The sequence below is a fragment of the Streptomyces sp. WMMB 322 genome (assembly GCF_900090145.1).
Taxonomy (GTDB): domain Bacteria; phylum Actinomycetota; class Actinomycetes; order Streptomycetales; family Streptomycetaceae; genus Streptomyces.
This window is the reverse complement of record NZ_FMHI01000020.1, coordinates 98,402-121,175: the sequence shown is the minus strand read 5'-3', so window position 1 is coordinate 121,175 and position 22,774 is coordinate 98,402. Positions and strand designations below refer to the sequence as shown.

Here is a 22,774-nt window from a genome sequence, read left to right as displayed (position 1 = left end):
GCGAGGGTTCACTGTCCCGCTGGGAGAAGGGACAGCACCTCTTCGCCCAGCCGCTGCACATTGCGTTCCGTCGAGGCGAGATCGCCCGTGCCCTCGACGAGAAGCGCGAAGCGGTCGATGCCGGTGCGCTCGCGCGTCGCGGCCAGACGGTCGGCGCACAGCTGCGGAGTGCCCACCGGGTGCAGCCGGCAGAGCAGTTCGGTGTAGCCGAGGGGGTCGCGCATCGTGCGCTCCCGTCCGTCGACGGTGCGGTGGGCGCCGAGCCCCTCGCTGAACCAGCCGGGCATCGACTTCGTCAGCGACTCCACGGCCTCCGTCGTGGAATCGCCGACCTGCGCCACTCCCGCGGACACGTGGAGCGAGGCCGCCTGCTCGATCTCCTCACGGGCGTGCCCCGCGTCGCGGGCCTCACGCCGCCACATCGCCACGGTCTCCGCCTTCTCCTCGTCGCCGCAGTGCATGCCGAGCAGCATCGGCAGACAGCGCCGCGCGGCGAGGCGGACCGAGGCGGGCGAGGTGCAGGCGACGAGGACCGTGGGGCGGCGGGGCGGCGGTTCGTCCGCGGCGCCCTGCGCGGGAGGGGAGGGGTTTGCGTGTGCGTGTGCGAGGGGTTCTTCGCAGCGGGGCACGACCTCGACCTCACGGAAGCGGTAGCGCTCGCCGTCGGCTCCGACTCGTGGCTCCCGCAGCCAGCGCAGCAGCAGATCCAGCGACTCCGGGAAGCCGTTCTCGTAGGCGTCGAGCCCGCCGCCCAGGACCTCCAGATCCACCCACGGCCCGCCGCGTCCCACGCCGAGCGTGAAGCGGCCTCCGGAAGTGAGGTGCAGCAGCGCGGACTGCTCGCCCAGGGCGACGGGGTGTGCGTTGGGGAGCACGGAGACCGCCGTACCCACTCCGATGCGCCGGGTGCGCCCCAGCAGCATCGCGGCGAGCGTCACCGCGGACGGGCAGACGCCGTACGGAACGAAGTGGTGCTCGGCGAGCCATACGGAATCGAGTCCGTGCTCCTCCACGGTCTCCGCCGTACGGACCGCTCTGTTCAGCGGCTCCCACTGACCCTGTCCGGGGAACTGTGCGGCCAGCACGAATGCTCCAACTCGCATGCTGCTCCGTCCTCTTGAGCGTCAGGACCCCTCCTGGCATTAACGGCTGACACGTGCCATGGGCACGGCCTCGCTGGTGCCGATTGTTCCGATGAACGGCTCGCGGCGTCGGCTGTTCGCCCTATCGGTCCGTTCCTGCACCGGTGCTGCGGTTATGCAAGGGATCTGTGGCTACTGTGGGGAGCGCCCGCCCTCCGAACCTCCGAGGTGTTCCGTGTCTCCGCGTCGAAACCGTCCCCGCGGCGGTTCAGCCAAGCCCCCCGCCGAGGACCGCCGCGACGGGGGACCGGCAATGCGGTACGGGCTGGAGCGCACCGAGGAGTGGCGCGGCGAGGACTGGGCCGTACGGCAGGTCGGCGGCTCGACGGGCAAGCGGTACCGCTGCCCCGGCTGCGACCAGGAGATCCCGCCCGGGGTGCCGCATGTGGTGGCCTGGCCCCGGCTGGGCGACGTGGACGACCGACGGCACTGGCACAAGGCCTGCTGGAGCGCCCGTGACCGGCGCGGCACGCGCGTTCAGCGCTCACGCAACGCGCCCCGGTACTGAACGCCGCTGCCGCAGCCGGGACCGGACAGGCTGCGCACCGGGCTCGTCCTGCCGCTCCGGCCCGGAAAAGGCCCGGCGCAGCCACCGGCCGTCGCGGTAGAGTTCGCGGGTCCTGTCGTCTCCGATAGAGGTGGACGTTGCGCATCTGAGGTCCGCGATCACCACGCGCCACGGCTCTGCCGTGCGACCGTCATGCCGGGCAGCCGGCTGCCCGTGACGACGCGTGGATGCGACCTCGGCATCGGCCGTCCCCACCCCTCCGCAGGGCAAGGGCCACACCCCTTCTCACGGTTCCGTCGCCGCGTGGTGCTCGCACACGACGTTTCTGTCCGCTGCGCACGCGACTGCGAGATTCACCATGACCAACGCCGATACCGCCCCCAATACTTCTGGCCCCTCCGTGACCTGCTCCGGCCTGACCTTCCGGTGGCCCGACGGCACCGCCGTCCTCGACCAGCTCTCGCTCACGATCGGACGGGGCCGCACCGGCCTCGTCGGCGCCAACGGCTCCGGCAAGTCGACACTGCTCGGGCTGCTGGCCGGGCACCTGCGCCCCTCACAGGGGTCCGTCACCGTGGGCGGCAGCCTCGCCCACCTCCCGCAGAACGTCACTCTCGACACGGCGCTCCGCGTCGAGGAGGCTCTCGGCATCGCCGAACGGCGCCGTGCGCTGCGGGCCATCGAGGCCGGAGAGGTGAGCGACGAGCACTTCGAGACGGTCGGCGACGACTGGGACGTCGAGGAACGGGCCCTGGCGACGCTGGGTTCCCTCGGCCTCGCCGAGGCCGGACTGGACCGCACCGTCGGTGAGCTCTCCGGCGGCGAGACCGTACTGCTGCGTCTGGCCGCACTGCTGCTGGAACGTCCCGACGTGCTGCTGCTGGACGAACCGACCAACAACCTCGACCTGTTCGCCCGCCGGCGGCTCTACGAGGCAGTCGACTCCTGGCGCACCGGCGTCCTGATCGTGGTCAGCCACGACCAGGAACTGCTGGAGCGCGTGGACCGCATCGCGGAGCTGCATTCCGGGGCGGTGACCTCGTACGGAGGTGGCTGGTCCGCGTACCAGGAGACGCTGGCCGCACAGCAGGAGGCGGCCACCCGGACACTGCGCGCCGCCGAGTGGGACGTACGCAGGCAGAAGCGCGAACTGGCGGAGACACAGATCAAGCTGGCACAACGGCGGCGCTACAGCCGGAAGATGGACGCCCAGCGGCGGGCCCCGCGAATCGTCGCCGGGGAGCGGAGGCGGTCGGCGCAGGAGTCGGCGGGCAGACTGCGCGGAGTGCAGGAGGACCGTCTCGTCGAGGCGCGCGAGCGGCGGGAGCAGGCTGCGGAAGCCGTACGCGAAGACGAGAAGATCCGCGTGGATCTTCCCCGGACCGCCGTGCCGACGGGCCGCACCGTGCTGACACTGCGGGCGCTGCGCCCCCGGTACGGGAGGCTGCGCGAAGCGGACCTCCAGGTCCGCGGACCCGAACGCGTCGCCCTGGTGGGTCGCAACGGCGCGGGCAAGACCACTCTGCTGCGCACCCTCGCCGGCCGGCTCGAACCGCTGTCGGGCGAGGTCGAGGTGTCCGTACCGCTGCGCTTCCTGCCGCAGCGACTGGACGTGCTGGACGAGGAGTTGAGCGTCGCCGCGAACGTGGCACGCGTGGCTCCCGGGGTGACGGTCAACCAGATCCGTTCGCAGCTCGCGCGCTTCCTGTTCAAGGGTGCGCGTGCCGAACAGCCTGCGGGCACCCTCTCCGGCGGGGAGCGCCTGCGGGCCGCACTCGCCGCCATGCTGCTCGCCGCCCCCGCGCCTCAGCTGCTCATGCTGGACGAGCCGACCAACAACCTCGACGCGTCGGGCGTGCGGCAGCTGACGAGTGCGCTCGCCGCGTACGAGGGAGCGCTGCTCGTCGCCGCCCACGATCTGCGCTTCCTGGAGGCGGTCGGGATCACGCGCTGGCTGTTCGTGGGGGAGGAGCTTCAGGAGACCGGCGTCGACGAGATCCGCGAACTGCTGGCGGACCCGGGCGACGGCTGACCCGGGCGGCGGCTGCCCCGGCCGGCTGTCGGCCGGGCGCTCCCGGACGGTCCCGGGCGCTCCCGGACGGGGCCCGGGCGGGTCCGGACCGGGACCGCCCGGGAGCGCCCGCTCATCCGGCGGCTGCGTCGTCCTGCTCGCGGCGTCGCATCCGCTCGCGCTGCGGCACCACGGTGTACTTCGGGTCCTTGGAGGACTCGAGTCCCGCGTGGAAGACGCCCAGACGTGTGCACGCGGAGGCCGCGACGAGAGCCAGCCCGCTGGCACCCGCGGCCACGCGGCTGCGCCCCGCGAACAGCGCGGCGCCCGCCGCACCCGCCGCCGACAGCGTCTCGGCGGCACGCATCCAGCGCCCGCCCGGGCCGCTGCGGTAGACCTCGGCGACGAGGCCGAGCCTGCGCTCCATGGCCTTCGTCGCCGCGTTCTCCAGCGCGGTTCCGGCGAGCGCGGCGGAGCGGGCCGGACCGTTCTCCGCGGTCGGGGACATCGCAAGTGCCATGCCGGAGGCGGCCGTTGCCGCCGAGCCCACGAAGACGAAGGGCAACTCGCGGTAGCCCTCGTGCCAGCCCGGCACGGCCGTGTCCGCCGCGAGCACCGCCGTGTACGCGGCGACGGCCGGCCCGAGCAGCGCCGCGCCCGCGCCGGCCGCCCGGCCCACCCGTGGCAGCCTGCCCGTCAGGTCGCACGCCGCGGCCACGGCGCAGGCCGGTCCGTACGCCGAGAGCAGCCACGAACCGACGCTCATGGGGGAGGTCGGCTTGAACACGCGGAGCATGTTGGCGAAACGTCCGGGGCGGCCCAGGTCGTGGATGAGAGCGGCGGCCGAACCGGCCACGGCGACGGCCGAGCTGGTCTTCAGCGCACGGGCCGTCACGGGCCGTCCCGTCAGCTCCGCTCCCGCGGCCACCACCGAGCCGGCGCCCGCCAGACCACCGAGGAAGAAGTAGCCGGCGATGTTCAGCGGTTTCCAGGCCGGCTGGTTGAGCACCGGCCTGCCGTAGTACGAGGTGAATTCGGCTTCCGGCACCATCGTCCGCTCGCCCTTGCGGCCGCGCCTGCGGCCGCGGCGGTGCCTGCCCTTGCCCGTGGGCGCGCTCCTGGCCGGGGCGGTGTCACGGTCCGCCTCCCGCGGACGGTCCCGGCCCGTGTCCGCCTCCCCGGTGGCGGGCGGGCCGTGGCCGTCCTCGCGGGTGAGGTCCTGTCCGCCCACGAGTGCGCCACGTCCCGGACGTACGCCCCGCAGCCCGTCCTTCGTGACGTCGGCGACGCTGCCCCACTCGCGTTCCTCGGCCGGGTTGCCGTAGATCCGGCCCGGCTTGTAGCCGTTGCGGGGGCCGGCATCGCGGCCGTGCCCGCTCGTGCCGTGCCCGCCGTCGGTCGCGCCGCTCATCGCCACGTCCTCCTCACCTGTTCACGGATTCTGCCGTGCGCCGCGAAGACGGCCGCCAGTCCGCCGAGCAGCGTGAGTGCCGCCGCCCCCGCGTGCCGCCACATGTCCGGCAGGTCACGTGTGGTCACGACGGGGTCCGGCGGCAGTCCGTACACCTCCGGCTCGTCCAGCAGGAGGAAGAAGGCGCCGTCGCCGCCCACGCCGTCCTCGGGGTCGTGCCCGTACAGCCGCGCGTCGTGCACCCCGGCCTCCTGCAGCTGGTCCACCCGCTCCTGCGCCCGTACACGCAGCTCGTCCAGCGGGCCGTACTGGATGGACTCGGTGGGGCACGCCTTCGCGCAGGCCGGTTCCTGGCCGGCGCCGAGCCGGTCGTAGCACATCGTGCACTTGAACGCCCTGCCGTCGTGCGGACGTTGCTCGATGACGCCGTACGGGCAGGCCGGCACGCAGTAGCCGCAGCCGTTGCAGATGTCCTCCTGCACGACGACCGTGCCGAACTCGGTGCGGAAGAGCGAACCCGTGGGGCACACGTCGAGGCACGCGGCATGTGTGCAGTGCTTGCACACGTCGGAGGACATCAGCCAGCGGAACTCGCCCCGGCCGTCGCCGTCCGCCGCCGCGTCACCGGCCGCGCCGGGGGTGGTCGGAGTGATCGCAGCGTCCTCGGGCGACGTGCCCGAGCCCTGCGACGCGAGGGCGAGGACGTCGACGTCGCTGTGGTCCACGTCGGAGTGCGCGTGCCCGACGGGTTTGCTCTGCTCGATGAACGCGACGTGCCGCCACGTCGAGGCGCCCAGGCCCTGCGAGTTGTCGTAGCTCATCCCGGTCAGGTCGAGGCCGTCCTCCGGGATGGCGTTCCACTCCTTGCACGCCACCTCGCACGCCTTGCAGCCGATGCAGACGGAGGTGTCCGTGAAGAAGCCCATGCGGGGCGGGTGTTCGCCGGGCGCGCCGTGCCCGGCGTCGCCGGCCGGGTCTCCCTCGGGCCCCGCCAGCAGGTTGCGTCCGACGAGGGAGCCCTCGCCGCTGCGGGTCCGCCGCGTGCCGGAGCCGGTCATCCTCGTACCTCCATTCCCGTCTCCTCGCCGGTGCCGCTGCGCTCCCGGTACTCCTCCAGCAGCCGCAGCAGGTCCTGGCCGCGGGGCCGGCGCCCCGGGCGGATGTCGGCGGTGAGGGCCTTGACTTCCTGGATGTGCACGTTCGGGTCGAGGGCGATGGACGTCAGCTCGTTCGCCGAGTCACCCGTGGAGTAGCCGTTGCGTCCCCAGTGGTAGGGCAGCCCGATCTGGTGGATGGTGCGCCCGCCGGCCCGCACGGGGGACATCCGCTCCGTGACGAGCACCCGCGCCTCGACGGCGGAACGCGCCGTGACGACCGTCGCCCACCCCGCGTGCTCCAGGCCGCGTTCGGCGGCCAGCTCCGGCGAGACCTCGCAGAAGAACTCCGGTTGCAGCTCCGCCAGATACGGCGACCAGCGGGTCATGCCGCCGCCGGTGAAGTGCTCGGTGAGGCGGTACGTGGTGACCACGTAGGGATACACGTCGCCGCCCGGCTCCGTCACGTCGGGGTGGTAGCGGTTGTGCTCACGCGCGAAGATCTGCCGGACGGGGCTGCGCTGCTGCCCGTACAGCGGGTTGGCGACCGGGGAGTCCTGAGGCTCGTAGTGCGTGGGCATCGGCCCGTCGAGGAGCCCGGCCGGTGCGTAGAGCCAGCCCTTGCCGTCGGCCTGCATGATGAACGGGTCGACGCCGCTGATGGCGTCGGGGCCCGTCGCACCCGGTTCCGGACGGAAGGACGGCGGCCGGTCGGCGATGAAGTCGGGAACGTCGTGCCCGGTCCAGCGGCCCGCGCTCTCGTCCCACCACACCAGCGCCTTGCGGCTGCTCCACGGACTGCCGTCGGGGTCGGCGGAGGCCCGGTTGTAGAGGATGCGCCGGTTGAGCGGCCATGCCCACGCCCACTCGGAGGCCACCCAGTCCTGTTCCGTGTGGGGTTTCTTGCGGGCCGCCTGGTTGACGCCGTCCGCGCGGACCCCGCAGTAGATCCAGCAGCCGCACGAGGTGGAGCCGTCGTCCTTCAACTGCTGGTAGCCGGTGAGGGGCCGGCCGTCGGCGTCGTAGCCGTTGATCTCGGCGAGCACCGCCTCGGCGCTCGGCTCCTCCAGCCGCCCCTCGGTCGGGTAGTCCCAGGTGACGTCGAGGAGCGGACGGTCCACCGGGTCCCGTGAGTCCTTCAGCCGCTCACGGATCCGCCTGCCGAGGTGGTACATGAACCACAGGTCGCTGCGGGCCTCGCCGTCGGGTTCCCGGGCCGCCTGGTGCCACTGGACGTACCGGTTGGTGTTGGTGAAGGACCCCGCCTTCTCGGTGTGCGCGGCCGCGGGGAAGAAGAACACCTCGGTGCCGATGTCCTCGGTGCGCAGCTCGCCCGTCTCGATCTCGGGGCCGTCCTTCCACCACGTCGCCGATTCGACGAGTGAGAAGTCCCGGACGACCTGCCACTCCAGGTTCGCCATTCCCAGGCGCTGCATACGGGAGTTGGCGGAGCCGACGGCGGGGTTCTCGCCCATGAGGAAGTAGCCCTTGCACACGCCGTCGAGCTGGTTGAGCACGGTGTCGTACGTGCTGTGCGAGCCGGTGAGCCTCGGCAGGTGATCGAAGCAGTAGTCGTTCCCGGCGGTGGCCGCGTCTCCCCAGTAGGCCTTCATCAGGCTGACGAAGTAGGAGCGCATGTTGCCCCAGAAGCCCTTGTCGGCCCGTACCGCTTCGATGAACTTGTCCAGATCCTCGTTCTTGTGTGCGTGCGGCATCGGGATGTAGCCGGGCAGCAGGTTGAACAGGGTGGGGATGTCGCTGGAGCCCTGGATGCTCGCGTGGCCCCGCAGCGCCTGGATGCCGCCGCCGGGACGGCCGATGTTGCCCAGCAGCAGCTGCAGGATGCAGGCGGTACGGATGTACTGGGCGCCGACGGTGTGCTGCGTCCAGCCGACCGCGTAGCAGAACTCGCTCGTGCGGTCCGGGCCGGAGTTCTCGACGAGCGCGCGGCACACCTCGAGGAACGTCTTCCGCGGAATGCCGCAGGTCTCCTCGACCATCTCCGGGGTGTAGCGCGAGTAGTGCCGCTTGAGGATCTGGTAGACGCAGCGCGGGTCCTGGAGCGTGCGGTCCTGCCGCGACTCGGACTCGCCCGCGAGCGGCGGCCCGCCCGAGCCGTGCGCCTCCGCCTCTCCCGAACCGCCCGGTGCGCCGGGGCCATGGACGCGCTCCTCGTACAGTGCGTCGCGCTTCCCGGAGGCCGCCTGGACGGGACGTCCGCCCTCGTAGTGCCAGGAGCGCATGTCGTAGCTGCGGCTGTCCGGGTCCAGGCCGGAGAAGACGCCGTCGAGGTCCTCGGTGTCCTCGAAGTCCTCGCCGATGAGGGTGGCGGCGTTGGTGTACTCCAGGACGTAGTCGCGGAAGTCGGAGCCCGTGCTGAGCACGTGGTTGATGATGCCGCCGAGGAAGGCGATGTCGGTGCCGGCCCGGATCGGCACATGCAGGTCGGCCAGCGCGCTCGTACGTGTGAACCGCGGATCGACGTGGATGACCTTGGCGCCGCGTGCCTTGGCCTCCATCACCCACTGGAAGCCCACGGGATGGGCCTCCGCGAAGTTCGACCCCTCGATGACGATGCAGTCGGAGTTCTGCAGGTCCTGAAGGAAGGTGGTGGCGCCCCCGCGCCCGAAGGACGTCCCCAGTCCCGCGACGGTCGAACTGTGGCAGACCCGCGCCTGGTTCTCGATCTGGACGACGCCCAGAGCCGTGAAGAACTTCTTGATCAGGTAGTTCTCTTCGTTGTCCAGAGCGGCGCCGCCGAGCGTCGCGATGCCGAGGGTGCGGTTGACGCGCATCCCCTCGTGCTCGCTCTCCCAGGTCTCCCGCCGCGTGCGGATCACCCGTTCGGCCACCATGTCCATGGCGGTCTCCAGGTCCAGCCGCTCCCAGTCCTTCGCGTACGGACGCCGGTAGAGGACCTCGTGACGGCGCGAGTCGCCGGTGGTGAGCTGGAGCGTCGCGGAGCCCTTGGGGCAGAGCCGGCCCCGGCTGACGGGGGAGTCGGGGTCGCCTTCGATCTGGACGACCTCGCCGTCCTTCACGTAGACGTTCTGCCCGCAGCCGACCGCGCAGTACGGGCACACCGACTTCACGACCTCGTCGGCCTCCTCGGTGCGGGGCCGGAGGCCGCGTGTGTACGCGGAGGAGGCGGCGGCGCCGCGCCCCAGGGGATCGTCTCCGGTGAGCTGCCGGTAAACAGGCCAGCTCTCGAGCCAGGTGCGCACACCCATCGCCGTCCTCCGTCCACGCGCGTCCACGGATCGCGCGGGACCAGTGCCCCGCTCGACCGGATTCACTCGTGGCGGTCCGGTGGAGATTCGGCCGTGTGCGGCAGCCGTGAAGTGCGGGCGCGCGTACGCGGCCTGCGCGTACGCGCGCTCCGCGTCAGACGTCCCGGCGGTTCAGCAGCGCAAAGGCGAGGGTCAGCACGACCGCCGTCGCGATGGCCAGGATTCCCAGCAGCGGCCAGCCCGTCGCGGTCTGGTCCTCCGACATGGGGATGCGGTACAGCGACGCCAGCCCGTTGAGCGGCGAGTACTCCATGAGCACCTCACGGAAGTCGCTGAGCGTCTCGCCGATCATGAACAGGGCGAGCACCAGCGGCAGCAGAACGAGGCCCATCATCGCCGTGATCGCTCCGGCCGAGTGCCTCAGCAGCGCACCGACGGCCAGGGCCAGCAGGCCCAGCAGAGCCACGTACAGGGCGGCGCCGACCGTGGCTCCCAGCCACTGGCTGCTGCTCGCGACCAGCTCGCCGTTCTCGACGGAGTCCTTGAGCGGTCCCGACTTCGCCGCGAACTCCGGGACCTTCTGGCCGCTGAGCATCGTGGCGTTGATGAGAGCGGTGACCGAGCAGGCGGCCGCCGTCATGACGAACGCGAGGAGGAAGAAGATCAGCGACTTGGCGGCCAGCACGCGGCCCCGCTTGGGGCACGCGGTCATGGTGGTGCGGATCATGCCGGTGCCGTACTCGGAGGTGACCACGAGCACCCCCAGCGTGATGATGCAGATCTGGCCGAGCATCAGCCCGAACAGGCCCGGGGCGAGCAGCGGCAACCCGACGAAGTCGGTGTCGCTGAGCAGGAGCGCGGTCATCAGGCCGATGCCGACGACGAGGGCGAACATGACGCCGAGCGTCCACACCGTCGAGCGGACGGAACGGATCTTCGTCCACTCGGAGACGATCGCGTGGCCCAGGTGGGTGCGCGTGACGGGGATCGGGGAGGCGTAGCCGCCGCCGTACGCGGGGCCGCCCTGGGGGGCGCCGTGCGGAGCGCCCTGGGAACCGCCCTGTGGAGGTCCGTACGGCGCGCCCTGAAAGCCCTGCGGAGGGGGCGCCGTCGCCGTGCCGGCCGCCGCGCCTCCCGCCGCGTGCTGTGCCGCGCCGTGCTGCGGCTGGAACTCCTGGCCCTGGTACGGCTGTTGAGGCGGCTGCTGCGCGGGGTGCGGCTGCTGGTGGTGCGGGTTGTTCGGCGTGGTCATCGGGCGTCGTCCTCGCTGTCGGGCCGGGAAGCGTCGGTGGGCGCGGCGGGCGCCGGCGGTCCGCCCGGCACCGGCGGCGCCTGCGGGGGCCCGCCCTGGGGCTGCTGGGCCGCCACGTGCGCGTACGGGTCAGGGGTGCCGCCCGGCACCGGCTGCGGTCCGTAGCCGGGCCCCGCGCCGTGGCCGGGTCCTGCGCCGTACGGGCCTGCCTGCTGCGCGGGCGCCCCGCCGGGCGGAGGCCCCCAGCCGCCCGCGGCACCCGCACCCACGGGGACGCCCTGCGGCGGCATGGCGCCGGGCATGCCCGGCGCACCCGGCATGCCAGGTGCTCCGGGCGCTCCCGGACCCATCGGCACTCCGAGCTGGGATGCGGCCAACTGCTGTTGCTGCGACGGCTGTTGCGGCGCCTGCTGGAATCCGGCGCGCTGGTCGACGGAGGAGCGGTAGTCCACCGCGCCCTGCGTCAGCTGCATGTACGCCTCTTCCAGCGACGCCTGGTGCGGGGAGAGCTCCCACAGCCGTACGTCCGCGTTGTGCGCCAGTTCGGAGATCTGCGGCAGCGGCAGGCCGTTGACGCGCAGGGCCCCGTCGTCCTCCGGCTGCACGTGGCCGCCCGCCTCCTGCACGGCGGAGGTCAGCTTCTCCCGCTGGCCCGGGTCGCCGTCCGGCGTACGGACACGGGCGAAGCCCACCGAGTTCTGCGCGATGAACTCCTTCACCGAGGTGTCGGCCATGAGCTGCCCGCGGCCGATGACGATCAGATGCTCGGCGGTCAGCGCCATCTCGCTCATCAGGTGCGAGGAGACGAAGACGGTGCGGCCCTCGCCCGCCAGCTGCTTCATCAGATTGCGGACCCACAGGATGCCTTCGGGGTCCAGGCCGTTGACCGGCTCGTCGAAGAGCAGCACCTGCGGGTCGCCGAGGAGGGCGGCCGCGATGCCGAGCCGCTGGCCCATGCCGAGCGAGAAACCCTGCGAGCGCTTCCCGGCCACCTGCCTGAGCCCGACGACGTCGAGAACCTCGTCCACCCGGCGGGCCGGAATGCCCGAGAGCTGGGCCAGCGACAGCAGGTGGCTGCGTGCGGAGCGTCCTCCGTGCACGGCCTTGGCGTCCAGCAGCGCGCCGACCTGGCGCGGGGCGTTCGGCAGATCGCGGAACCGGCGGCCGGCGACGGTGACCTGGCCCGCGGTCGGGGTGTCCAGGCCCAGGATCATCCGCATCGTCGTCGACTTGCCGGAGCCGTTGGGCCCCAGGAAGCCGGTGACGGCTCCCGGCCGCACCTGGAAGGACAGGTTGTAGACGGCCGTCTTGGCGCCGTAGCGCTTTGTCAGGCCGTACGCCTCTATCATCCGTTTGTCCCTGGACGAAGTTCGGGGCGCGTTCGCCCCCGGACATGGCCTAGGAGGCTACAAGGCGCCCGATCGGTTCCGTCCGTTGGCCGACGCAACGGTCTCCGTCCCGGCCCCGGAACCCGTCTCCCTTACTGTCACGGGGAGTTCAGGCCCTGCACCGCATGCCGCGGCCCGGGCTACGCGTCGCGGCGCTTGAGGAGGATCCAGCCGACGATCAGCGCCGCCCCCACCCACGCGGCCATGATCGCCAGCCCCTCGTAGGGGCCGTACGGACGGTTGAGCGACTCCGGCACGACGGCTGTGATCGTCTTGCCCGCCTGGTCCGGCAGATAGTGGGCGTACTTCTTCGTCGCGCTGACTGCTTCGAGGATGTTGGAGATCAGGAAGAAGAACGGCATCAGGATCGCGAAGGCCAGCATCGGACTGCGCAGCACGAAGCTCAGGCCCATGGAGAACAGAGCGATCAGCGTCATATAGACCCCGCCGCCCAGCACGGCCCGCAGCACGCCCTCGTCCTTGATCGAGACGCCGAGATCACCCAGCACCGCCTGCCCGACGAAGAAGGCGAGGAAGCTCGTGGCCATGCCGACCACCAGCACCAGCATCGTGGCGACGAAGATCTTGGAAGTGAGGAAGACGGTGCGCTGCGGCACGGCCGCCAGCGAGCTGCGGATCATGCCGGTGCTGTACTCGCTGGAGACGACCAGCACGCCGAAGGCGATCATCGCGAGCTGCCCGAGGCCGGAGCCCGAGAAGCTCGTCTGAGTGGCGTCGAACGTGGCCTGCTGCTGCTTGCCCAGCTTGTCGAACTGCGAGGCGGTGACGGCGCAGATGGCGGCGGAGACCCCGACCGTCACGACGAGCGCAGTGGCCAGTGTCCACAGAGTCGAGCGCACGGAGCGGATCTTGGTCCACTCGGAGCGGATGACGCGCGTGGCGTGTGGCATTACCGCCTCCTCCTGACGGGCTTGCCGCCCTGGTCCGGCCGTTGTGCGGGCTGCGGGGCCTGAGTGGTCGCCTGGTATTCGACGGACTCCGCCGTCAGCCGCATGAACGCCTCCTCCAGCGAGGCCTTCTGAGGGCTCAGCTCGTGCAGCACGACCTGGTACCAGGCGGCGAGCTCGCCGATGCGGGCCGGTTCGATGCCCTCGACCTGCATCCCGCCGTCCCGCTCGAAGACCGGCATGACGCCGACGCTGCCCAGCACGTCACGCATCCGCTCGGGCTGTGGCGTGCGCACGCGCACGAAGGAGCGCGAGTTCTCGGCGATGAAGTCCGCCATCGACGTGTCCGCGAGGAGCTTGCCGCGCCCGATGACCACCAAGTGCTCCGCGGTCAGCGCCATTTCGCTCATGAGGTGGGACGAGACGAAGACGGTGCGCCCCTCCGAGGCCAGATGCTTCATGAGGTTGCGGATCCACTGGATGCCCTCGGGGTCCAGGCCGTTGACCGGCTCGTCGAACATCAGGATCTTCGGGTCGCCGAGCAGCGCGGCCGCGATGCCGAGCCGCTGCGCCATTCCCAGCGAAAAGCCCTTCGGACGCTTCTTCGCCACGTCGGTGAGCCCGACCAGGTCCAGCACCGTGCCGATCCGCTTCTTCGGGACGTTGTTGGCCTGCGCCATGCACAGCAGATGGTTGTAGGCGCTGCGCCCACCGTGCACCGCCTTGGCCTCCAGCAGGGCGCCGATGTGGTTGAGGGGGTCGCGGAGCTGGTCGTAGCGCTTGCCGTCGATGTGCACGTCACCGTTCGTCGGCTTGTCCAGGCCGAGCATCATCCGCATCGTCGTGGACTTGCCCGCCCCGTTGGGACCGAGGAAGCCGGTGACCACTCCGGGACGCACGCTGAAGGTGAGGTGGTCGACGGCTGTCTTGTCCCCGTACCGCTTGGTCAAGCCGCGCAGCTCAATCATGGGCCGACGCTATGCGCGTTGAGCGCCCGATGCCAGGGGATGCGCGGGCTCACTCACATGCGTGCGCAAGGCTGTGGTGCCGGTTCCCGGTGCTTTCGCACATTGCGGACGACACGGGCCCGCTGCCCTCCGGCCGGTGCGGAGCGGGGCCGCCCCCGATGCGGGAGACCGCGCGTCACGCCGACGGGCCGCAGCCGTGACCGGGTCGGGCCGTGGCCGGCGCCGGCGGGCACCCGAAGGGCCCGGCACATTCCGTGCCGGGCCCTTCGTACCGCGTGCGGTGACCGCGTGGCCGTGACCGCGTGGCCGGTGACCGGGTGCGTCAGCGGGACTGCTGCGCCGGGACGCTGCGGGCAGCGGCCTCGTCGTCGGCGGCGGTCTCGCCCTCCTCGCCGCCCTGTCCGGCGGCGGCAACTGCCGCGCCCGTGAGGGTGGCCAGCATCTCGCGCACGTTGGTCAGCTGCGCGTTGATGCTGTCGCGGCGGTTGGTGAGGGCCGCCAGCTCGCGCTCCGACTCGCTGCGGACGCGGTCGGCCTTGGCGTTGGCGTCGGCCACGATGTCCTCGGCCTGGCGCTGGGCGGTCTCCACCGTCTGACGGGCGCGGCGCTCCGCGTCCGTGCGCAGCTTCTCGGCCTCCAGCCGCAGCTGCTCCGCACGGTGCTCGATCTCCGCGAGGCGCTTCTCCGCCTTCGCCTGACGGGAGGCGAGGTCACGCTCGGACTGCTCCCGGCGCTTGGCGAGGTTCGTCTCGAAGTCCGCGGCGGCCTGGGCGGCCTTCGCGCGGGTGTCCTCGAAGAGGGAGTCCGCCTCCTCGCGCTTGGACTGGGCGTCCTTCTCCGCCTCCGTGCGCAGCGCGGTGGCTTCGCCCTTGGCCTTCTCGACGATGCCGGCGCCCTCGTCCTCGGCCTTGGCCTTGCGCTCGGCGGCGAACGCCTCGGCGTCGTTGCGCACCTGCTGAGCGGCGCTCTCGGCGAGCTCGCGGTGCTGGTCGGCGGCGCGGCGGGCCTCGTCGCGCAGGTCCTTGGCCTCCTCCTCGGCGAGGCGGAGGATCTTCTCGACGCGCGCACCGAGCCCCGCGTAGGACGGCTCTGCGTCGTTTACCTGGGCCTGGGCGTTCTGAGTCTCGAGGTGAAGCTCCTCGATGCGCTTTTCCAGCGAGGTGATTCGGGACAGTGCGCTGTCACGGTCGGCGACGAGCTTCGTGATGCGGTCGTCCACCTGCCCGCGGTCGTAGCCACGTCGCACGAGCTCGAAGCCGAAGGGGGAGGAAGTGTCGCTCATGGGTTTCCTGTCGAGTCAGACGGGTTATCAGACGGGGAGTTATAGGGGAATCCTAGGGGCCAAGACGGCGTGTCATCGAGCCATTGCGGGTTTGATCTGGAGAATGTGCGCTCGTTCGAGTGGCTAACTTCCGGACTCCTTGCCAGCGGGCTTGGTCGTACCTGCACCAACTCCCGCCTTCACACCGTTGGTTGACGCTGTTTCGGCTCCGCCCTTCCTGCCGCCCCCGCTCTCCGGGCCACCGCCGGCTCCGGGGGTCTCGAAGGACTCCAGCGCTTCCAGTACGTCCTGCACGCGGGAGATCTCAGCGTTGATGTCCTCCTGGCGGCGCTCGAGCACCGCCAGTTCGCGCTGTCCGGCCTCGACGGTCCGCTCCGCCTCGGCCCTGGCCTCCTCACGGATCTGCTCGGCGTCCCGGATGAGTTCGGCCTTGCGCTGCTCGGCGTCCTTGAGCAGGCCCTCGGCCTTCTTCACCGCGGAGATGCGCACGTTGCTCGCCTCGTTGTCCGCCTCGCGGACCAGGCGAGCGGCCTTCTCCTCGGCTTCGCGCAGCTGTTCCTGAGCGGCCTTGACGAGCTTGTCGCAGCGCTCTCCCGCGGACTGCATCGCCTCGGAGGACTCCCTGCGTGCCCGCTCGTGCAGCTTCTCGATCTCCCGCTCGACCCGGGTGCGCTGCTCCTGCGTGCGCTCCCTGATCGCCGCGGCGTCGCTGCGGGCCTCGTCCAGCATGGTGTTGGAGTCGTTGCGGGCCTTCTCCACCACCTGGCGGCTGTCCTCGCGGGCCTCGCTGACCAGACGGTCCGACTCGCGCCGGGCCGCGCCCACCATGCTGTCGGCCTGCTCCTCGGCGGAGGTCTGGGTGCGGCGGGCCTCCTCACGGGCCTCGGCGAGCAGCCGGTCGGCCTGCTCCGCCGCGTCGTTGCGCCGGCGTGCGGCCTCCTCGCGCGCCTCGTCCAGAATCCGCTCGGACTCGGTACGCGTACGCTCCGCCTCGTCCAGGGCCTCGGAGACCGTCGTCTCCGCCATGGCCTTGGCGGCCTCGGACTCCTCCTGGGCCTCCCGGCGCAGCTGCGCCGCAGCCTTCTCGGCCTCCGCGCGCCGCCGGGTGATCTCCTCCTCGGCCTGCTCGTGCAGACCGGTGACCGAGTCGCGCACCTGCTGGGCGGTCTCCTCGGCGGTGCTGACCATCTCCGCGGCGCGGCGCTCCGCCTCCTCCACGAGCCGGGCCGCCTCGCTCTGCGCGTCCTCGACCCGCTGCCGCGCGGTGGCCAGGAGCTCGTCGCTCTGCCTGCGCGCGTCCGTGCGCTCCCTGTGTGCCTCCTCGCGGGCGCCGGCCAGCAGCTCCTCGGCCTCGCGCCGCCGCCGGTCGGCCTCCTCGCGGGCGGCCTCCAGCGCCTCGGCCGCCTCCGTGTTCGTGCGTTCCGCGGCTGCGGCGGCCTCCGACCTGATGCGGTCGGCGGTCTCCTGGGCCTCGTTGCGCAGCCGCTCGGCCTCCGATGCGGCGTCGCTGCGCAACTGCACCGCCAGCGCCTCGCCCTCGGCGCGGGACTGGGAGGCATCCGCGTGTGCCTCGCTGCGCAGCCGCTCGGCTGCCTCCTCCGCCTGCTGCTGGAGGGTGCGCAGCCGCTCGGCGGTCTCCGTGCGCAGCCGCTCGGTCTCGTTGCGGGCCTCGTCCCTCAGCCGCTCCGACTCGCTGTGCGCCTCGCGCAGTTCGCGCTCGGCCTCGGCGAGCTTGCTCTCCGCCTCGTTGTGCAGCCGCTCCAGTTCCGCGGCCGCTTCCGCCTTGCGGTCCTTGGCGGCCTGTTCGGCCTCCTCGCGGATGCGCCTGCCCGCCTCGTCGGCGTCCGTGCGCGTCTTGCCCGCCTGCTCCTCGGCGGTCGAACGCAGCTCCTCCGCCTCGGCGTTGGCGCGCTCGAGCGTCTCCTCGGCCTGGCGGCGCAGCGTCGTGGCGCGCTCGATGGCCTCGGTGCGTACACGCTCGCTCTCGGTAGCGGCCTCGGTGCGGGTGTCCTCCGCGTCCGCCTTCGCCTTGACCAGGAGTTCCTCAGCGCGGTTCGCCGCGTCCTCGATCTGCTGGACGGCTTCGCGGCGCGCCTCCGCCCGCAGCCTCTCGCCCTCCTCGACCGCCTCCGCGCGCAGCTGCTCGGCCTCCGCGCGCAGCCGCCGGGCCTCCTCCTGGAACTCGACGGTCCTCTCGCGGTACTCCTTGGTGTCGTCCTTGGCGGCGCCCTCGAGCTCCTCGACCATCCGCTCGGCCTCGGCGCGGAGCCGCTCCGCCTCCTCGTTGGCCTCCCGGCGGATGCGTTCGGCTTCTTCGGCGGCCCTGCCGGTGGTGGCCCTGGCCTCCTCGGACGCCTTGTCGAGTGCGTCCTCGGCGGTACGGGCGGCCTCGGCGAGCTGGTTCGCGGACTCCTCGGCCGACCGGGTACGGGCCTCGGCCTTGGCCTCCTCGATCAGCTGCTCGGCGTGGGCCTTCGCCTCGTCGCGCAGCTGCTGGGCCTCGGCCTTGATGGCCTCGGACTCCTTGGTGGCCTCGCCGACCATGCGGGCCACTTCGTTCTTGGCGGTGCGCAGGCGCTGCTCGTTGTCCGACTCGGCGTCGGCGAGCAGCTTCTCCGCGGTCTCGCCCGCCTTCGTCAGCTTCTCCTCGGCCTCGGCGCGGGCCTCGCGCAGCGCGGCTTCGGCCTCCTGCATCCGCTCGCCGGCCCTGCGCACCAGGTCCGCGGCCTCGCGGCGGGAGGACTCCGACTCCGAGGTGGAGGAGGTGCGCAGACGTTCCGCGTGCTCGCTGGCCTCCTGGGCCTGAGTCGAAGCGGAATTGAGCATCCGCTCCGCCTCGGCGCGCGCCCGGCGCAGGATCGCGTCGGCCTCCGCGCGGGCCTTCTCGGCCTCCGAGTTCATCCTGCTGCGGGTGTCGTCCGCGTGCCGCTCGGCCTCTTCGCGTGCCTGCTGGAGGGAGCGCTCGGACTCGGCGCGCGTCTCCTCCATGAGGCGCTGCGCCTGCTGTTCGGTACGGGCGCGCAGCTGCTCGGCCCAGGCGACGTTCTCGTTGACGTGGGTCTCGACGGTGGAGCGGCGCTCGGCCAGTTCCTGGTCGAGCTGCTGGCGGCGGCGCACCGCCTCGGCGTGCAGTTCCGACTCCAGGCGGGACTGCTGCTCGGCGCGCTCCTGAAGCAGCCGCTGCGTCTCCATGCGGGCGTCGCGCAGCTCGCGTTCGGCGTCGGCCCGCATCTGGTCGGCCTGCAGCTGGGCATTGCGCAGCAGCGCTTCGGCCTGCTGGGACAGGTTGTCGTAGCCGGCCGGGCGCGTGGCCAGAGCGCGGCGCGCCTCGTGCAGCTTGGCGCGCAGCACTTCGACCTGGTAGCCGAGGTCGTCGGCATGGTCGACGGCCTTCTCCCGCTCCTTCTTCAGCCGCTCCATCTCGGCCTCGAACTGCGAGAGGTGGTCGTCAGCCTCGTAGCGGTCGTAGCCCCGCACTGCGCGGTCCCATCCGTCCCCTGGTCGTGGTGGTGAACTGACCCCTCTTGCAGAGGGTGTCAGAACATCGGCAGATCTTCGGGGTCGGAACCCCCGGCCCGGACCCTCCTAGGGATGACGCGGAGGCCCGCCCCGGCCGAGAGGCCACTCTACCGGGCCGGGAAGCAGCCGTCAGTGGCTCGTTGTTGCCGATGAGTTCCCAGGGGTCCCGGGGACGGCAGCGGTGACCAGTTCGGTGAGGACACCGTGGCAGTCCTTGGGGTGCAGGAACGTGATGCGCGAGTCCATCGAGCCCCTGCGCGGCTCGTCGTAGAGCACCCGGACGCCCCGGCCGCGGATCTCCTCCGAGTCGGCGTCGACGTCCGCGGTGCCGAAGGCGATGTGGTGGACACCCTCGCCGTTCTTGTCCAGCCACTTCGCGACGGTGGAGTCCTCGCGCACCGGCTCCAGGAGCTGGATGTACGAAGCGCCGCCGTCGTCCGTGCCGTTGATCCGGAGCATGGCCTCGCGGACCCCCTGCTCCTCGTTGACCTCGGTGTGGAACACCTCGAAGCCGTACGTGGCACGGTAGAACTCGGTGGTCCGCTCCAGGTCGAAACAGGCGATCCCGATGTGGTCGATTCGCGTCAGCATGGCCCCAGTGCAGCGTCTGCGTGCCCGGTTACGCAACGTGCGCACGGTCACACCCTTCGACCGGTGACCCGGGACAGTACCGCTCAGTACATTGGCGGAAGTCCCCTTAACCCTCGTTAACTCCCCTGTGCCCCACGGCCCGTGGACCTCACCCCTGAGCCCCGCGGCCCGGGGGACCCTCAGGAAGGGATCTGAACCTGATGACTGGTACGTCAGCTCGCACGGACGGCAACAGCACCTCGGTGATCGTCTCCGGTGCCCGTACGCCCATGGGACGGCTGCTCGGCTCGCTGAAGTCCTTCTCCGGCGCCGACCTCGGCGGCTTCGCGATCAAGGCGGCGCTGGAACGGGCCGGTATCGGCGGCGACCAGGTCGAGTACGTGATCATGGGCCAGGTGCTCCAGGCCGGCGCCGGCCAGATCCCGGCACGGCAGGCGGCCGTCAAGGCGGGCATCCCGATGAACGTGCCGGCGCTGACCGTCAACAAGGTCTGCCTCTCCGGGCTCGACGCGATCGCCCTGGCCGACCAGCTGGTGCGGGCGGGCGAGTTCGACATCGTCGTCGCCGGCGGACAGGAGTCGATGACGAACGCGCCGCACCTGCTGCCCAAGTCCCGTGAGGGATACAAGTACGGCGCCGTCGAGATGCTCGACGCGATGGCGCACGACGGGCTGACCGACTCCTTCGAGAACATCGCGATGGGCGCCTCGACGGAGAAGCACAACACCAGGCTCGGCATCGCACGTCCCGAACAGGACGAGGTCGCGGCACGCTCCCACCAGCGGGCCGCCGCGGCGCAGAAGAACGGCCTGTTCGAGGCGGAGATCACGCCGGTGGAGATCCCGCAGCGCAAGGGCGACCCCGTCGTCTTCAGCCAGGACGAGGGCATCCGCGGCGAGACCACCGCCGAGTCGCTGGGCAAGCTGAAGCCCGCCTTCGCCAAGGACGGGACCATCACGGCCGGTTCGGCCTCGCAGATCTCCGACGGTGCGGCGGCCGTCGTCGTGATGAGCCGCGCCAAGGCCGAGGAGCTGGGCGTCGAGTGGCTCGCGGAGATCGGTGCGCACGGCAACGTGGCCGGTCCGGACAACTCCCTCCAGTCGCAGCCCTCCCGCGCGATCGAGCACGCACTGGCGAAGGACGGCGCCGGCGTCAAGGCCGCCGATCTCGACCTCATCGAGATCAACGAGGCGTTCGCCGCCGTCGCCGTCCAGTCAACGAAGGACCTCGGTGTCAGCCCCGAAAAGGTGAACGTCAACGGCGGCGCCATCGCCCTCGGGCATCCGATCGGCATGTCCGGTGCGCGTATCGTCCTGCACCTCGCCCTGGAACTGCGGCGCAGGGGCGGCGGCACCGGCGCCGCCGCCCTGTGCGGCGGCGGAGGCCAGGGAGACGCGCTGCTGCTGCGGGTTCCGGGGAACGCGGGCCGGTAGGCCCAGCCGGTACGCGGCGGATCGAGCCGGTCCCGGCAGCGGCGGATCGAGCCGGTCCCGGCAGCGGTCCGGGACCGGCGGGCAAGGTGGCCCGAGGGCCGGCCGCAGGCCGGCGGGCAGAGGAGCCGTCGCAGGCCGGCGGCCTGGAAAAGCACACAGGACAGGGGAGCGGCAAGCATGACGGTGGACGTCTCCGAGCTGGTCGAGCAGGCGAGAGAGGGCCGGCCGAGGGCCGTCGCCCGGCTCATCTCCCTCGTGGAGGGGGCGTCCCCGCAGCTGCGCGAGGTCATGGCGGCGCTGGCGCCGCGCTGCGGCAACGCGTACGTGGTGGGTCTGACCGGGTCACCCGGTGTCGGCAAGTCGACGTCGACCTCCGCACTCGTCACCGCGTACCGGCGTGCGGGCAAGCGGGTCGGCATCCTCGCCGTCGACCCGTCCTCGCCGTTCTCCGGCGGCGCGCTGCTGGGGGACCGGATCCGGATGGGCGAGCACGCCTCCGACCCCGGCGTCTACATCCGTTCCATGGCGACCAGGGGACACCTCGGGGGGCTGGCGTGGGCCGCACCCCAGGCCATCCGCGTGCTGGACGCGGCGGGCTGCGACGTGGTGCTCGTCGAGACGGTCGGAGTGGGCCAGAGCGAGGTCGAGATCGCGGCACAGGCCGATACGAGCGTCGTGCTGCTCGCCCCTGGAATGGGGGACGGGATCCAGGCCGCGAAGGCCGGGATCCTGGAGATCGGCGACGTGTACGTCGTCAACAAGGCCGACCGGGACGGGGCGGACGCGACCGTCCGCGAGCTCAACCACATGCTCGGGCTCGGAGAGGCGCGCGCCCCGGGCGACTGGCGTCCCCCGATCGTCAAGACCGTCGCCGCGCGCAGCGAGGGCGTCGGAGAGGTCGTGGAGGCGCTGGAGAAGCACCGCGCGTGGATGGAGGAGCACGGGGTGCTGGCCGAGCGCCGCACGAAGCGCGCGGCCCACGAGATCGAGACGATCGCGGTGACGGCGCTGCGGGAGCGCATGGGCGAACTCCGCGGCGGGAAGCGCCTCGACGCGCTCGCCGAGAAGGTCGTCGGCGGATCGATCGATCCGTATGCGGCGGCCGACGAACTGGTCGCGGGCGTCACGGAGGCCTGAGGCGGGTTCTCCCCGCCGGGCTGTCGCACGTGTGGGGTGCCGGGACCGCGGTCCCGGCACCCCGCAGGGCTGCAGTGGTGCGTGCAGTCGTCAGTCGTCGCCGTCCCGGTCGTCGTCCCGGTCGTCCCCGTCCCGGTCGTCGTCCCGGCCGTCGTCATCGTGGTCCGCCGCGGACCGGGTGATCTCGCCGGTCCGGCCGTCGACGCTCAGTTCCGTCTCCTGGCCCTTGCCGCCCTTGCCGCCCTTGCCGCCCTGGGTCGTCTCGACCTCCCACGTGGGGGCCTTGGCGTCGTCGTCGAGTTCGACGGAGGTCACCGTGCCGCGTTCGGCGGCCTTGCGGGCCACGTCCGCGGCCGTGAGCTTCGAGCCGGGGTACGCCTCGTCGTCCCGCTCCGTCCTCTTGTCCAGGACCTTGTTCGTGTCCCCGTCCAGCCGGACCTCGTGCGACGTACGGCCCTCGGTCACCTCGACCTCCCAGACCGGGCCCTGCCTGCCGCCGTCCAGGTCGACGCCGGTGACGGTGCCGGGTGCGGCCTTCAGGGCCGCTTCCGCCGCCTCGGCGGCCGTCGTTCCGGTGCTCTCGGCCGCACGGCTCTCGTCCTTGTCGTCGTCCCTGAGCTCGTCGTTGTCGTCCTTGTCGTCCTTGCCGCTGTCGCGGTCCTCGTCGCGGTCGTCGTCGTGGTCGTCGCGGTCCACGGCACGGGCCGAGGAGGAGGCGGACCGCGTGGCGTCGTCGCTGGCGACCGCCGCGACGGAGCCTCCGCCGATCAGGGCCACGGCGGTGACGGTGGCGATGGCGAGCTTGCGCTTCATGGTTCCTCCCGAGCGGTTGCGATGTGGGATCCACCGTGGCGGAAGCCGGCTGAAGAGAACCTGAAGCCACCTGAAGATCACTTCAGG

The 22,774-nt window shown here is 71.8% G+C and carries 16 protein-coding genes; 4 read left to right on the top strand and 12 right to left on the bottom strand.

Features of this window, described 5'->3' with window-relative positions; genetic code table 11:
* Positions 1 to 8 precede the first annotated feature (8 nt).
* Positions 9 to 1,103, bottom strand: a complete 1,095-nt coding sequence (locus H180DRAFT_RS25320; RefSeq protein ID WP_055488456.1) for an LLM class flavin-dependent oxidoreductase — start codon at positions 1,101 to 1,103, stop codon at positions 9 to 11.
* Positions 1,104 to 1,317: 214 nt separating this feature from the next.
* Between H180DRAFT_RS25320 and H180DRAFT_RS25315 the strand changes: the two genes are divergently transcribed.
* The gene (locus H180DRAFT_RS25315) at positions 1,318 to 1,650 is read left to right on the top strand and encodes a hypothetical protein (RefSeq protein WP_055488455.1); all 333 of its coding nucleotides are present in this window, start codon (positions 1,318 to 1,320) and stop codon (positions 1,648 to 1,650) included.
* Positions 1,651 to 2,008: 358 nt separating this feature from the next.
* Complete coding sequence (locus H180DRAFT_RS25310) at positions 2,009 to 3,682, top strand: ABC-F family ATP-binding cassette domain-containing protein (protein ID WP_055488454.1); 1,674 nt, start codon at positions 2,009 to 2,011, stop codon at positions 3,680 to 3,682.
* 112 nt (positions 3,683 to 3,794) lie between these two features.
* On the opposite strand, the gene nrfD is transcribed toward H180DRAFT_RS25310, so the two are convergent.
* The 10 genes from nrfD to mce form a co-directional block, all read right to left on the bottom strand.
* The gene (gene nrfD / locus H180DRAFT_RS25305; RefSeq protein ID WP_254666187.1) at positions 3,795 to 4,712 is read right to left on the bottom strand and encodes an NrfD/PsrC family molybdoenzyme membrane anchor subunit; all 918 of its coding nucleotides are present in this window, start codon (positions 4,710 to 4,712) and stop codon (positions 3,795 to 3,797) included.
* 356 nt (positions 4,713 to 5,068) lie between these two features.
* Positions 5,069 to 6,130, bottom strand: coding sequence for a 4Fe-4S dicluster domain-containing protein (locus H180DRAFT_RS25300; protein ID WP_079100393.1), 1,062 nt, complete (start codon positions 6,128 to 6,130; stop codon positions 5,069 to 5,071).
* The gene (fdh, locus tag H180DRAFT_RS25295) at positions 6,127 to 9,396 is read right to left on the bottom strand and encodes a formate dehydrogenase (RefSeq protein WP_055488453.1); all 3,270 of its coding nucleotides are present in this window, start codon (positions 9,394 to 9,396) and stop codon (positions 6,127 to 6,129) included. The genes H180DRAFT_RS25300 and fdh overlap by 4 nt, the downstream gene beginning before the upstream one ends.
* A 154-nt stretch (positions 9,397 to 9,550) precedes the next feature.
* Positions 9,551 to 10,648, bottom strand: coding sequence for an ABC transporter permease (locus H180DRAFT_RS25290; protein ID WP_074466992.1), 1,098 nt, complete (start codon positions 10,646 to 10,648; stop codon positions 9,551 to 9,553).
* Positions 10,645 to 11,997, bottom strand: coding sequence for an ABC transporter ATP-binding protein (locus H180DRAFT_RS25285; protein WP_055488452.1), 1,353 nt, complete (start codon positions 11,995 to 11,997; stop codon positions 10,645 to 10,647). Before H180DRAFT_RS25285 ends, H180DRAFT_RS25290 begins: the two co-directional genes overlap by 4 nt.
* Positions 11,998 to 12,176: 179 nt before the next feature.
* A complete protein-coding gene (locus H180DRAFT_RS25280) occupies positions 12,177 to 12,947 on the bottom strand; it encodes an ABC transporter permease (protein WP_055488451.1) in 771 nt (256 codons plus the stop codon).
* On the bottom strand, positions 12,947 to 13,912 hold the full coding sequence (locus tag H180DRAFT_RS25275; RefSeq protein ID WP_055488450.1) for an ABC transporter ATP-binding protein: 966 nt from the start codon (positions 13,910 to 13,912) through the stop codon (positions 12,947 to 12,949). Before H180DRAFT_RS25275 ends, H180DRAFT_RS25280 begins: the two co-directional genes overlap by 1 nt.
* 322 nt (positions 13,913 to 14,234) lie before the next feature.
* Positions 14,235 to 15,194: a coiled-coil domain-containing protein gene (locus H180DRAFT_RS25270; protein ID WP_055488449.1), complete on the bottom strand. Its 960-nt coding sequence runs from the start codon at positions 15,192 to 15,194 to the stop codon at positions 14,235 to 14,237.
* Between the two features lie 123 nt (positions 15,195 to 15,317).
* A complete protein-coding gene (gene scy / locus H180DRAFT_RS25265) occupies positions 15,318 to 18,671 on the bottom strand; it encodes a polarized growth protein Scy (RefSeq protein WP_055488448.1) in 3,354 nt (1,117 codons plus the stop codon).
* A gap of 171 nt (positions 18,672 to 18,842) precedes the next feature.
* Positions 18,843 to 19,304, bottom strand: coding sequence for a methylmalonyl-CoA epimerase (gene mce, locus H180DRAFT_RS25260; RefSeq protein ID WP_055488447.1), 462 nt, complete (start codon positions 19,302 to 19,304; stop codon positions 18,843 to 18,845).
* Positions 19,305 to 19,546: 242 nt separating this feature from the next.
* Between mce and H180DRAFT_RS25255 the strand changes: the two genes are divergently transcribed.
* Entirely contained in the window at positions 19,547 to 20,737 is a 1,191-nt protein-coding gene (locus H180DRAFT_RS25255) for an acetyl-CoA C-acetyltransferase (RefSeq protein WP_055488496.1), read from the top strand.
* Positions 20,738 to 20,914: 177 nt separating this feature from the next.
* The gene (meaB, locus tag H180DRAFT_RS25250; RefSeq protein ID WP_055488446.1) at positions 20,915 to 21,874 is read left to right on the top strand and encodes a methylmalonyl Co-A mutase-associated GTPase MeaB; all 960 of its coding nucleotides are present in this window, start codon (positions 20,915 to 20,917) and stop codon (positions 21,872 to 21,874) included.
* A 90-nt stretch (positions 21,875 to 21,964) separates the two neighbouring features.
* Here the strand turns inward: meaB and H180DRAFT_RS25245 are convergent, their stop codons facing one another.
* On the bottom strand, positions 21,965 to 22,687 hold the full coding sequence (locus H180DRAFT_RS25245) for a PepSY domain-containing protein (protein WP_055488445.1): 723 nt from the start codon (positions 22,685 to 22,687) through the stop codon (positions 21,965 to 21,967).
* Between the last annotated feature and the right edge of the window lie 87 nt (positions 22,688 to 22,774).